The sequence below is a fragment of the Sphaerochaeta sp. genome (genome assembly GCF_050178175.1).
Lineage (GTDB): Bacteria > Spirochaetota > Spirochaetia > Sphaerochaetales > Sphaerochaetaceae > Sphaerochaeta.
In genome coordinates, this window is the sequence record NZ_JBFXGH010000004.1 from 18,387 (window position 1) to 31,587 (window position 13,201).

Annotated in this window: 10 protein-coding genes; all 10 read right to left on the reverse strand. The window is 47.8% G+C overall.

Annotated elements, in window-relative coordinates:
• Positions 1-24: 24 nt before the first annotated feature.
• Positions 25-291 (reverse strand): 30S ribosomal protein S15, encoded by a 267-nt coding sequence (gene rpsO / locus AB7S66_RS01025; RefSeq protein ID WP_428517522.1) that lies wholly within the window; start codon positions 289-291, stop codon positions 25-27.
• Positions 288-1,124 carry an FAD synthetase gene (locus AB7S66_RS01030; protein ID WP_428517523.1) on the reverse strand — a complete coding sequence of 279 codons (837 nt, stop codon included), beginning with the start codon at positions 1,122-1,124 and terminating at the stop codon, positions 288-290. The genes rpsO and AB7S66_RS01030 overlap by 4 nt, the downstream gene beginning before the upstream one ends.
• The gene (truB, locus tag AB7S66_RS01035; RefSeq protein WP_428517524.1) at positions 1,111-2,013 is read right to left on the reverse strand and encodes a tRNA pseudouridine(55) synthase TruB; all 903 of its coding nucleotides are present in this window, start codon (positions 2,011-2,013) and stop codon (positions 1,111-1,113) included. The genes AB7S66_RS01030 and truB overlap by 14 nt, the downstream gene beginning before the upstream one ends.
• A complete protein-coding gene (gene rbfA / locus AB7S66_RS01040; protein ID WP_198892388.1) occupies positions 1,997-2,359 on the reverse strand; it encodes a 30S ribosome-binding factor RbfA in 363 nt (120 codons plus the stop codon). Before rbfA ends, truB begins: the two co-directional genes overlap by 17 nt.
• A gap of 5 nt (positions 2,360-2,364) precedes the next feature.
• Positions 2,365-5,199 carry a translation initiation factor IF-2 gene (gene infB / locus AB7S66_RS01045; protein WP_428517525.1) on the reverse strand — a complete coding sequence of 945 codons (2,835 nt, stop codon included), beginning with the start codon at positions 5,197-5,199 and terminating at the stop codon, positions 2,365-2,367.
• A gap of 15 nt (positions 5,200-5,214) precedes the next feature.
• On the reverse strand, positions 5,215-6,717 hold the full coding sequence (nusA, locus tag AB7S66_RS01050; RefSeq protein WP_428517526.1) for a transcription termination factor NusA: 1,503 nt from the start codon (positions 6,715-6,717) through the stop codon (positions 5,215-5,217).
• Positions 6,707-7,207, reverse strand: a complete 501-nt coding sequence (locus AB7S66_RS01055; RefSeq protein ID WP_428517527.1) for a ribosome assembly cofactor RimP — start codon at positions 7,205-7,207, stop codon at positions 6,707-6,709. The genes nusA and AB7S66_RS01055 overlap by 11 nt, the downstream gene beginning before the upstream one ends.
• A 116-nt stretch (positions 7,208-7,323) precedes the next feature.
• Positions 7,324-7,980 carry a ComF family protein gene (locus tag AB7S66_RS01060; RefSeq protein WP_428517528.1) on the reverse strand — a complete coding sequence of 219 codons (657 nt, stop codon included), beginning with the start codon at positions 7,978-7,980 and terminating at the stop codon, positions 7,324-7,326.
• 22 nt (positions 7,981-8,002) lie between these two features.
• On the reverse strand, positions 8,003-10,603 hold the full coding sequence (mutS, locus tag AB7S66_RS01065; protein ID WP_428517529.1) for a DNA mismatch repair protein MutS: 2,601 nt from the start codon (positions 10,601-10,603) through the stop codon (positions 8,003-8,005).
• Between the two features lie 2 nt (positions 10,604-10,605).
• Positions 10,606-13,179 (reverse strand): outer membrane protein assembly factor BamA, encoded by a 2,574-nt coding sequence (bamA, locus tag AB7S66_RS01070; protein ID WP_428517530.1) that lies wholly within the window; start codon positions 13,177-13,179, stop codon positions 10,606-10,608.
• Positions 13,180-13,201 lie beyond the last annotated feature (22 nt).

Here is a 13,201-nt window from a genome sequence, read left to right on the forward strand (position 1 = left end):
AAAATTACCGTGAAAGCACCACCGTTATTTTCTCAGACCGAGGTCTGCGATCAGTGCACGGTAAGCGTCGATGTCGTTGTTGCGCAGATACTTCAGAAGACGCCTGCGTTGTCCGACCATCTGCAACAACCCCCTTGTTCCGGCATGGTCCTTGGGATTTGCCTTGAAGTGAATTTGCAGGTCGTTGATTCTGGCGGTCAACAAAGCAATCTGTGCCTGGGTTGACCCAGTGTTCTTCGCATCACCACCATACTTTGTGATGATTTCTTGTTTCTGTTCTTTCGAGATCATGAACTACTCCCCTTAGCAATCAAGCTAAGTCTTTTTGTACGTAACAGTTTCCTATCCCACATTACCCCTTTTGGAATAATCAGAAGGTCTTCATCCCCTATGATTGTTTTCACGGGAACCTTCGTATCATCCGAAAGTGTAAGGTAGGCATCATACACGCCAGCCATCGGCAGCAATTGCATGAAGGAAGCCGTACGGTACAGCAGCCCGTCTTCAGAAAACTTGGAGGAGTGAGCCACCAAATCCAACTCATACGGTCTGCCGAGCATACTTTGGACTTCTTCCAAAGCGCCCTCAAGAAGTTTTTTACGCACCAAGGTACTTGAAATAATCTCATTTTTGTCGGTCTGGACAAAAGGTGGGACTTCTACAAATGCCCCTGGTGACAATCGGTTCAGATATTCCTGCAGCTGAACAGATCCGGCACTTGACGCCGGGGCACCGCAGCGGAAATCTTCTCCGACAACCATCGCCTTGACTTGGCAAAAAGCACAAACCAAAGTTAGGAACTCCTCAGCTGTGAGTTTACTGAAATCAGCAGAAAAGTCAATGACTACCATATGGTTAACACCAAGATTGGCAAGGATTTCCTGCATTTGGCCTTCAGTGGTGAGCTTGGAATGGTATGGTTGGCTTTTCGTTGCCATCTTGGGATTCTTGTCGAAGGTAATCACCATACTCTCCCACTCATTTTCCTTGGCTAGAGTGATCATACGGTCCAGAATGGTCAAGTGGCCCCGGTGAAGTCCATCGAATACACCGATGGAGATGACCATGGGTACCTGCCAGAGGACCGGATGTGCTGAAAGATGCATGAAATCATACCGTTTCATACTGTTTCCCCCCTGAAAACGGGTGTATCTGGGCAATCAGACGATTTTCTTCGATATTTGATACGGCCCGTAGGATACCATCCTTGCTGTACAAGGCACCAAAGACTGCATCCCTACCCTCCCTGATACATGTCATCCTATGGGGATACCCCCCATTGGCGACACGAAACAATTCTGAATCAGGTATTTCAAATATACTGATGGTATCCAGTCTTTTCAGATATGCATCAGTATACTGCATGGAGGATACAAGGTCTTCTGTTTGTTTTGCATCAACCGCTTCATCAAGGGAAAACGGCCCAATGCTTGTTCGTGTCAATGCGGTGAGGTGAGCCCTGCTCCCACACACTTTTCCCAAATCCCTGGCAATACTTCGGATATAGGTGCCTTTTGATACATGGATATCTGCAACAAGGACACCAGCCTCATAGCTGATTGGGGTAAATGCATAAATGGTGATCGGTCGTTTTTGCATGGTCACCTGCTTGCCCTGCCTGACTAGCTTACTCGCCCGTTTCCCATTGATATGCAAGGCACTATAGGCAGGGGGTTCCTGCTCACCTTCTCCCACAAACAGGGGAATGGCTTGCAAAATCGTTTCATAGGATGGAATAGCCGATTCTGCTATCACCTCCCCTTCCGGGTCGAGGGTGTCGGTCTCACTTCCAAACTGGATGTGCGCACGATACTGCTTGTCCATCTGGGAAAACAGGATGTTCAGTTTGGTCATGCTGCCTGTCAACACAATCAAGAGTCCCTCTGCAAACTTATCAAGCGTACCAGCATGCCCTACTTTTGGGTCTATGGTACGCTTGATATCGTTGAGACTCGTAAAACTTGTCAGTCCCCGTTTCTTGTTGATGAGGAGAATACTAGCGTTCTTTCCCATCTTCCACCAATGAATCTATCAAGGCATTGATCTTTTGTCCTTCTTTCAGAGAGATGTCCGCCTTGAATCGCAATACAGGAGTATTCCGGGTTTTCAGGAATGCCCCTACACGTTTCTGAATGAATCCACTTGCCTTCTGCAATCCGGCAACACTCTCCTCAAGGCTCTTGTCATCAAGAACAGAGGAGATGAAGACGGTCGCATAGGCATTGTCCTGGGAGAGCTCCACCTTGCTAACCGAGCAAAGGGTGCTGACCAGGGGATTTTTCACCTCCCCTTTGACGATCAGCATGCTGATCGCCTCAGAGAGTTTTGCTTCTATTCGCTTCTGGCTATATTCACTCATGGTTGTTATTCACTTTTTGCTACCAACTTGCGGGCGATTTCCTCGGTCTCTATGATCTCAAGGATATCTCCAACATGCAACTCGTTGAAATTTTCCAGTCCAATACCACATTCAAAGCCTTCTGCGACTTCCTTCGCATCATCCTTGAATCGCTTCAAGCTCGAAATCTTGACTTTGTCGGAAGTGAGCTGGATATCTTCGCGGAAGACCCTTGCATAGGCATTCCTCTTGACCTTTCCACTGGTAACCATACATCCGGCAATCGTTCCAATTCTGGGTACCTTAAAGGTATCACGGACCTCAACAGTACCAATCTCTACCTCACGTACCTCAGGACTGAGCATGCCTTCCATAGCACTCCTGATATCGTCTACCACATCATAGATGATGTTGTATTTACGGATCTCGATCTTCTCTTGGTCAGCAAGGACCTGGGCCCTTGGAGTCGGGCGTACATTGAACCCGATAATCAATGCATCAGATGCACTGGCCAAGGTAACATCACTTTCAATGATTGCACCGGCACTTGCACGGATTACATTGAGATGGATCTCATCATTGGAGAGTTTCTGCAGTGCACCCTGCAAGGCTTCAACAGATCCTTGTACATCACCCTTGATGATGACATTGAACTCCTGGATGGCTCCTTCCTTGATCTTGGTGTAGAGGTTGTCCAGGGTAACCTTCTTCACATTACGGCTATCCCCGATTCTCTCAAGCTCCTGTCGTTTGTTACCAACCTGACGGGCCTGTCTCTCATCTTCGGTAACTTGGAACGGATCGCCTGCTCCCGGGATATCCGAGAGACCGATGATCTCAACAGGAGTGGAAGGACCAGCCACCTCAATCTTGTTCCCCTTGTCATCAAACATGGCTCTAACACGGCCTGGGTAAATACCGGCAACATAGTGATCCCCCTGTCTCAGTGTACCACGTTGGATCAAGACGGAGGCAACAATACCCCTACCCTGGTCGATTCTGCTTTCAATGATCTTGCCTTCAGCCCTGCAATTTGCATTGACTTTCAGCTCGAGCATTTCAGCTTCAAGGAGGATGGTATCAAGCAATTCGTCGATACCGGTCTTCTTCAGAGCAGAAATCTCACAATACAGTGTCTGTCCACCCCATGCCTCAGGCATCAGACCAAGGTCAGAGAGCTGTTGCATGACGCGCTCAGGCTTTGCCTCAGGCAGGTCACACTTGTTGATTGCGACTATAATGGGAACATTGGCGGCACGAGCGTGGTCGATGGCTTCACGGGTTTGTGGCATCACTCCATCATTGGCGGCTACCACCAGGATGACAATGTCCGTAACCTGCGCTCCGCGGGCACGCATCATGGAGAATGCGGCGTGTCCAGGAGTATCGAGGAAGACAACCTCACCCTTTCCAGGAAGATTGACCTTGTAGGCTCCGATGTGCTGGGTAATCCCACCATACTCACCTTCGGCTACCTTGGTGGAACGAATTGCATCAAGCAATTTGGTCTTACCATGGTCAACGTGTCCCATGACCGTCACAATTGGTGCACGGTCAATCAGGTCCTCATCCTTGTCAGGATCACTTACGATCAAGGTTTCATCGTAGAGTGAGACCAGATTTACCTGACAGTTATATTCGCTACAAATGATCTCAGCCGTTTCGTGATCAATTTGTTGGTTGATGGTAACCATCATACCCATCTTGAGAAGCTTTGCTATGATCTCACCAGCTTTCAAGTTCATTTTCTTGGCAAGGTCACTTACCGTAATGACCTCCATCATGTCAATGGACTTGGGTACTGCTGCAAGTTTGGCTGCTGCCTGTTGCTTGCGTCTCTGAATCTGGAATTCCTTCTCTTCTTCAGCATTCCGTTTCTTATACGTAGCGTTATTCTTCTTTTTGAAGCTTTTCTTGTTGGTACGCTGGTTTACAGGAGCCATATCCTGATCCTGCATGGGAGGTCGATTTCCTCCGCCACCTTGAGGTCCACCAAAGGGAGGACGGGGACCGCCAGGTGCTCTGAAACCACCACTGCGTTGGAATGGGGCGCCACCCCTTGCCGGACCATTCGTATTAGGCCTGTATCCACCAGGTCTGGCTGGCCCACGGTTATCCTGGCCCTGATACCCACCTGCTCCAGCAGGTCTAGCTGGGCCACGATTGTCCTGGCCCTGATACCCACCTGCTCCAGCAGGTCTAGCTGGGCCACGATTGTCCTGGCCCTGATACCCACCTGCTCCAGCAGGTCTAGCTGGGCCACGATTGTCCTGGCCCTGATATCCACCCCTGTTGTTGTTGGGGCGGTAGGGTGGTCTGGTCCCAGGAGCTGGACGTCCACCAACCATACCGGCTACACGTGGGCCTGAACTGGGGACCGGACTCTCTTTGGAAGGGATGCCACCAGGATTTTCATCCTGCAACTTCTTATGATCCTTGACCGTCAATCCCTGGTTGGGAACCGGTGGCAGATTGGTTGGTCTGATGACGACCGGACCGTTATGCAAGGGAGAAGCGGATAGGTTCTCTGTCCCGCTGTGACGATGGGTCTTTCGTACCACACTGCTTGTGTGGCCATCAGAAGCTGTCTTCTTCTTTTCAGTTGCTTCCTTGCTGCCTTCATCCTTGGGGGTCTTCTTGCCTTCCTGCTTCTCTTTCTCGGGCTTTTCAGCCTCCTTGCGAGCCTGAGGCTTCACCACGACAACCTTTTTCTTTACCACTACCACCCTCCGCTTTTCAGCGGGAGCCTTTGGCATGGACTCAGGTTCTATGGCGGGACTCTTCTGCTCTTTGTTGTGTTCCGTAGGATTCACAACATGTTTGATCAACGTTGCTTTTGGCTTGTTATTCTCTTCCGACATCATTTCCTCTATAATTTACTCTACCTCAAATACCAGACCTGTACCACAGTTGGGGCACACATTCATATCCTCTGTGATGGGGGAACCACAATTGGGACAGACGTACTCAGTCTCAGCTTCCTCTTCATCTTCAACGATATCAACGTACTCATTGATGGTATCCTTGATTGCAATAATCTCTTCCTCGCTCAAATCACTGAAGCTTGCGAGATCCTCTTCGCTGAGATTGATGAACTCCTCAACACTATACACGTCGTGGAAATGGAGTTTCTTCAGCAACATCTCATCCAAAGGAAGTTCAGTGAGGGCAATCTCATCCTCATCAACAAAGCTCTCATCAGAAACAACCTCCACTTCCTGACCAACAAGTACTTCCTCATCACCCTTGGCAACAAGCTCCTCACCATAGTACTCGTGCTCATCAAGGAAGATGCTTTCAGCTTTTGATCGGGCTTCCTTGGCGATATCCATCTCATCAAACTGCGCCTGGGTCTTCACATCAATCATCCAGTCGACCAACTTGTTGGCCAGACGAACATTCAAGCCCTGCTTACCAATGGCCAATGAGAGTTGGCTGTCTTCAACAATGGCGACTGCATGATAGATATTCTTGTCAAGAACCACTACATCCTTCACCTGCGCTGGGGAGAGTGCATTGCGGATATAGTTGATCGGGTTGGGATCGTAGCGAAGAATATCAATCTTCTCACCCTCTATCTCACTCATGATAGTCTGGATTCGATTTCCCTTCAACCCAACACAGGCACCGACAGGGTCGATATCGTCATTACGTGATGCAACGGCCACCTTTGTGCGGTATCCGGCTTCACGAACAATCTTGATTATATCAATCTGGTTCTGAGCAATTTCCGGTATTTCAACCTCGAAGAGCTTGCGGATCAATTCACTACTTGTCCTTGAAAGGATGACCCGAACTCCACGCTCAGCTTTTTCTACACTCTCAACATAGCATTTGATCTTGTCATTGCTCTGGTAGCTTTCCCTGCTGGATTGGTATCTCCTGGGAAGAAGGCCTTCCGTGCTTCCGATATCGACATAGATGTCACCATTTGGAGCTTGTCTCCTATAATAACCGATGATCAACTGACCTTCTTTTGCCTTGAATTCACTGTACAGCGTATCCTTCTGGATATCTCGAAAGCTCTGATGGGCACGTTGTTTTGCACTCTGTACACTGATACGGTCAAATTCCTTGAGGTCGACGGGAATGAGCAACTCGTCACCAATCTCACAATCCTCGTGGATTTCTTTTGCTTCGCTGAGAGGAATCTCAGTCACCTCATTGTACCATTCGTCATCATCGACAATCTGGCGTCTGCTTGCAAGCTCAACGCTGGTATAATCTTCATTGAACTCTATGACGGCATTCTCATCGGTACCGAATTTACGTTTGTACGCAGCACGGAGTATGTCCTCGATGGTGCTGATAACCAGCTCCTCGGAAATATTCTTTTCCGCTACCATACTTCTGATAGCGTCACCAATTTCAGTTGCCATGTGAATTGTCCTCCCATCTATAGTCGAGTTTAGCCTTCTGGATAGAAGCCAACTCCACAACCATTGTTGCGATCATCTCTTTTCCATCCTCAATAAATACCTCGTCAAGCGTAAGTGAATGGTCATCACATGTTTTGATGATACCACTTACCCATGCCGTCTTGCTTATATCATAAACCCGTACTCGCTTGCCGGTAAACAAGCTGAACTCATAGCTATCCTTGATTGTGCGTTGAAGGCCTGGGGTGGTTACCTCGAGTTGCAGATCACGCTCACCCAATGTCAGTTCCATTCGTGGATATACCAATCGGTATACCTTCGCACAGTGGTCGACATTTACTTCCTCTTCCTTTGCCATGATTACGATGGTAACCAAGACACTGCTTCCGCGGTCTATCTCATTGATGTCCACCAATGTTATGCCCATTGCACTCAGAAGAGGTTCGTACTCACGAAACAAAGGTGTTTCTTCTATTCCTTTCTGTATCATATTGCTCCTGAAAAAATTCATAAAAAAGGGATGCACCGGTTGGCGATCCCCAATAAACAACTAATCCTTCTAGAATACTATCGATAACGAGGATTTTTGTCAACGATGCATATTGCCTAGACATCGGCAAGTACCATTATCTTTGCTTTGCACCCAAAATGAGACTCCAGCAGTTCACTTGCCCTTCGTGAGGTAGCTCCAGTTGTTTTGACATCATCAAGGAGAATGGCGGTATACCCTGCTGACAGAAAATGGAGAAATTGGTGGTGTTTTTTCTTGGAATGTGTCAATTGTATACCTTGTTCACCCAGGCGTTGCTCCTTTGAAAGATATTTGTGTTGCATTCCCTTATGTCGGTTGAAAAGAGAAAGACAGGCATAACCCTCCTTTCTAGCAAGATAGGAGGCAATAACCTCACTTTGGTCAAAACCCCTTCTCCTGTACCCTTCCCTTGAGCAAGGTATGGGAATAATGATCGGAGAGGTCACCCTTTTCAGAAGTGGTATATATAACCCAGACAAGAGAGGTGTCAGCGACCGTTCTCCCCCGAATTTAAAGTGTCTGATCAAAGAGGCAAGAGTTTTTCCGTATGGGCCATAGGAGAGTATTCCTTTGCTGCAGAATGGACAGGCATAGGTAGCATCAAGAACCGGTTGTCCACAGACTGGACAGCGATGTGTGAACAGGAAATCATACCCTGCCCTCCGAATGGCTTCCTCACATGTTGGGCAGAGTATTGTATCAGAAAGTTTCTTGCATAGATGGCACCACATGTTCCTTAAGAAGAATCTGTGATTATCTTGCTTGCAATTTCTCCTGTAAATCCTTCAACAACAGAAGGGCCTCCAAGGGTGATGAACGGTCTATGCTGAATGACTCCAAAGCATCGATGACTTCTCTTTCATTCGCATCAAGATCACTATTGGGAAGTTCTTCCTGTTCAGCAGCTGCACTGAACAGATCAGGTTGCATTGCAGAGAAATCATACTCCGCAAAGTGCTGCTTCTGGAATTGTCGGGCTTGGCGTATGACATCACGGCCGACCCCTGCCATTCTTGCAACGTTCAACCCATAGGAACTGTTTGCAATTCCCTCAATGACCCTCCTCATGAACTTTACCTCCCCGCCCATCTCGCTTACCTGCAACGTCAAGAGCTGGATGGCGCTGGTATCAATTCGGGCAAGCTCATGGTAGTGGGTTGCAAACAGTGTCTTGCAATCCATGGACAGGAGTTTCTGCATCATGGCATACGCAATCGACATTCCATCCTGGGTGCTGGTACCCCTGCCCAGTTCATCTACGATCACAAGAGAATGCCTGGTCGCTGTTCTCAGAATGTGGGCTGCTTCCTGCATCTCGACAAGGAAGGTGGACTCTCCACGGGCAAGATTGTCACTCGCTCCTACCCTGCAGTAGAGACGATCGACGAGGCCAAGCTTTGCTTTCGTTGCAGGGACAAAACTACCGATCTGCGCCAGGAGAACCAGCAACGCGCTCTGCCTGAGGAAAGTTGACTTGCCTGCCATATTCGGTCCTGTAATCAAACAGAACCGTTTTCCGGTACTTCTGATCGTCAGGTCATTGGCGACAAAACCACCAGGGGTGAGATGCTGTTCTACCACTGGATGTCTTGCCCCTTCCAGGATTAGCACATCCTCGTCTGTAAAGCTCGGCTTGGTATATTGGTGCGTGATTGCCGTACTTGCAAAACTCTGCAAACAATCCAGGTCACTGAGGAATCCACTGATGGAGAGTAGAATCTGTTGTAAGTCCCTGGTCTTGGATACCAATGTCTCGTAGACTTCCTTCTCCCTCTCTTCGGCCAAAGCGGCACTTTCAAGGATTTGTTGTTCCAGTTTGATCAATTCATCACTGGTGAACCTCTCTGCATTCACCAATGTTTGCTTGCGGTAGAAGGTGGAGGGAACCTTTGGGGCATGGGTTTTGGTAACCTCTATATAGTGGCCAAGGATCTTATTGGAAGAGAGCTTTATTGTAGGGATTCCCGTCTCTTCCTTCAGTTGCCTGAGGTAGGAGTCCAGCAACGCATTACCCCCCGATTTGGTACCTCTGAGTGCATCCAGTTGTGTATCAAACCCTTTACGGATCACCTTTCCTTCCTCAAAGGGACCCTGCCACTGGTCATTGATGGCTTCCTGTATTTCACTTGCAAGCTGGAGCAACATTTTAAGCTGCGTCTCATCCAGCTTGGAAGGGAGAAGATCCTGGTAGCGTTGGTCAACCAATTGGAAAAAGGCTGAAATGGTCTGGGCAATTCCTGTCAGGTCCCTGGGAACCTGCCTATTCATGGCAATGCGGGAAGTCAGGCGCTGGATATCCAATACTTGTTTCAGGATCGACCTGACCCTGCCCAGTTCATCACGGTCCAGGAAAAGCATCTCAACCCATCTCTGGCGAAAGAGAATCTGGTCGATATCTGTCAAGGCTTGTGTGATCCAGTTTTTCAACCGACGGGTACCCATACTGGTGAGGGTGGCATTGATTGCCGAGAAAAGCGTGAATTTCTCACTTCCATCATTGGTATTGCTTACCAGCTCAAGACTTTTTCGGCTTGCCTCATCAATATGCAGAAATTGTGTCTCTTCAACCACTGTATATGAGTCAATCTGATTCAAGCTTGTCTTTGCTGTCTCTCTCAAATACCAGAGCAGGGCCCCAGCACTGGATAAGCGATGGTCCTTTTCTTCCAGTGAAAAGGCTTTCAGGCTCGTACTTCCTATATGGCTGCAGAGCAAACTGTATCCATCAGCAATGGAAAATCTCCAAGGCGGAAGCTTGCTTACCATTGCTTGCTGAGAGGCTAGCAAATCCTGGTAGTCCTGGTAGAGAAAATAATCATCCTCATTTACCAAGAGTTCCCTGGGCCGAACTTGTTCCAATACAGCAAGCAGTGAACCATAGTGAGGATCTTTCCCGAGAGTCCGTAATGAGAACTCACCTGTGGTGATATCTGCATAGCTGACAGAAATACCCTGTTTCTGGAATGAGATGCTCAAGACATAACTGGATTGTTCTGCATCAAGATAGTCATCTTCAATGACTGTTGCAGGTGTGATGACCTGTACGACCTCACGGGTTGCCAGCTTTTTCCCACCTTCCTGGTTGAGGCTGGTCTGCTCACAGATGGCAATCTTCCGTCCTGCTTCCAGCAACCGTTTGATATAGGTTTTTGCAGCATGATACGGAATACCGCACATCGGCTGGCCATTGCGCTTGGTGAGGGTTAGGTTGAGGAGGCGGGAAACTTCCCGGGCATCATCCTCAAACATCTCATAGAAATCACCAAGGCGGAAGAACAGTACTTCCCCTTGGTGTTGCTCTTTGATCTGATGGTACTGGACCATCATGGGCGTCAAAGTTTCTTTTTCACTCATACTCAATACAGTGTTGTGGTGATCGCAAGTACCAGTTTCAAGCCACTGTCGTCACTGCTCCCCCTGAAGATGGTTCCTCCATCCCATGCAAAGGTATCATCAATATAACTTGCGTTTTTCACCAGATACAATCCCAATGGGAATCCGGGTACTTTCAGTTTGATTCCTGCTCCCATGGAGTAGTACCAAGCAAGTGAAGATGGAGCGATGTTCTGCAAATCGGCACTCACACCCGTAGCACTGCCATAGATCTCCGCTGAGAGTACATTGTGGGCAAGAGGCCAGCTGATAGAAACCTGGTTGTCCCACAGGTATGCCTGGTCAAAGATAACGGAGAAACCACGACCGGTATTCATACCATCGATATAGAGCATCTCATAGCGGGTGGCACCTTGTTTTGCATCGTACCAATCCCATTTCTGTGTTTCTCCCGTATCAAATCTACTATTATAGTCATAGTACTGGGGTAGCATTGCACTGACAGTGGTGGTAGCACCCAACACGACATTGGCATCCTTCTCTGCAAGTTCAAACGAGAAGAGCGTCACATACCCACTTGCAGATGAGGAGGTCTTGATGTAGTTGGAAAGACCACCAAGAATACCACCGGCATAGGTGAAGTTCTGGCTGAGGTAGTATCCCTTGCTGGTATTCTCGATCCGGTCACGGCCATCCCATGCAAAGGAAAGGCTGAGTCTGTTGCTGAACTTCCAACTATCGCCATATAACTTGATCAAGCGTTCATAAGGGTCGTAGACCGAATGGTTATAGTCAGCATAATTAAGCCCGATGGAAAGCCCTCCTCCTACCGTGAGTGAACCAGGACGGAACATGAAGGTATAACCGGTATTATACCCAAAGGATATCCGGTAGTACAGATAACTCATCAGATCGGAGTTGGCAGGAAGTGCCTTGTCTGCTGCCAAGTAGCTGAGATAACTGTCATATCCAAGGGGATATGCATTATCCTCCAATATGGCAACATCATGACCAGTATAGTAATCACTACCAATTCCCCGTTGCAGGACACCCTGCTTCTTGCTTCTCTCAAAGTTGAAACTCAAGCCATTCGACCAACGGTAATCCTTGAACCATCCATCAGTAAAAGATATGGAGAAATTCTGGGTGTCAGGACTCAGGTTGGTGGTGATTGCAAGGTCCCGGCCGGTTCCTCCCAGGTTCTTGTCGGACCATTGGAGGAATCCTGAAACAGGGAATCCATCAACGTTTCCACCGAAGGTGGCTCCGAACTGGATATCCATCTGGTTCCCTTCAACGACGGTGTACACAGGAATAACGGTGCCTTCTTTACTGCCATTGATAATGTCAAACTGGACATCGGTGACAATCAGGGTGTTGTAGATGTTTTGTGCGCTGCGGATCAAGGCTTCCTTGCTGAATATATCGCCGCGACTAAACGTCAATTCGCGTTCAAACACATACGGTTTTGTCTTGGTAAGACCCTCGATACGGATATCTTCCACAATGGCCTGTTGGTTTTCCTGTACAGTGAGGATGAAGGTGATGACCTTGTTCTCTTCATCACGTACCATATCACTTGAAATGAGGTTGAAGATGTAGCCATTGTTCCAATATAGGTCAGTCACTGCCTCTATCTCTTTCTGGACACGGGTGATATCGAGGACAGCACCTTCTCTCATGCTGATAAGGTCCTGGAACTGTTCATCACTGAATACCGTATTCCCTTCCACCTTGATACCACCAAATTTCCACTGTTCCCCTTCCTCAATCTGGTAGATGACCCTTAGTCGCGTATATTCATCGTCCTCTCTGCTGATATCTTCTGTTCTCACATCTGAGATGGCAGCATCGATAAAACCATTACTCTGGTAGAATGCGATAAGGTTCTGTTTGTCGGTCTCGATGGTTGATGGGTTGTAGTAGCCGCTGTTGAAGTAACTGATGGTCTTTGATGAAAGTTGTTTCTCAAGTTGATCACTTGAAAACGTTGCATTGCCCTCAAAGGTAATCTCGCCAATTCTCTTCTGCTTGCTCTCTTCAATGGTGAACACCAGGCTCACTGTATTTGTGGTTTCATCAATCTCATACGAAGATGTAATCTCTGCATCGGCATATCCTTTCTCTTCATAAAGCTTTCTGATCTCTTCCTTGGAGCGTTCAATATTCTGCTCCTGCAGGAATGTGCCTTCCCCACAGAGGATAACTTCCTCGATATTCTTCGTCTTTATTCCCGTATTGCCTTCAATCGTGACCTGGTTGATATAGGGCAATTCATAAAAATCCATGACGATTTCAAGTTCGTTGTTTCCCTCCCCTGTTCGTTGTGCTTCAGCAAGAAAATACGAAAAATAATCCAGCGCATAGAGCTCTCCTTGCAATTCATTGAACAACTCATCAGTAAAAGGTTTATCCAAGTATGCATATTGAATATCCAAGATTGTGCTTTCATCTACATTTTGTAATCCTGTATTGGAGAAAGACGCAATTCTTTTGCCTATGTACCATGGGGTCTCTTCAGCGGCACTCAGCAGGGAAAGGGAAAAAAGAATGATAAGGATTGTGCAAAAGAAACGGCGTGATTTCCGCATGTTCATGATAACTCCTCGTATATGCTTG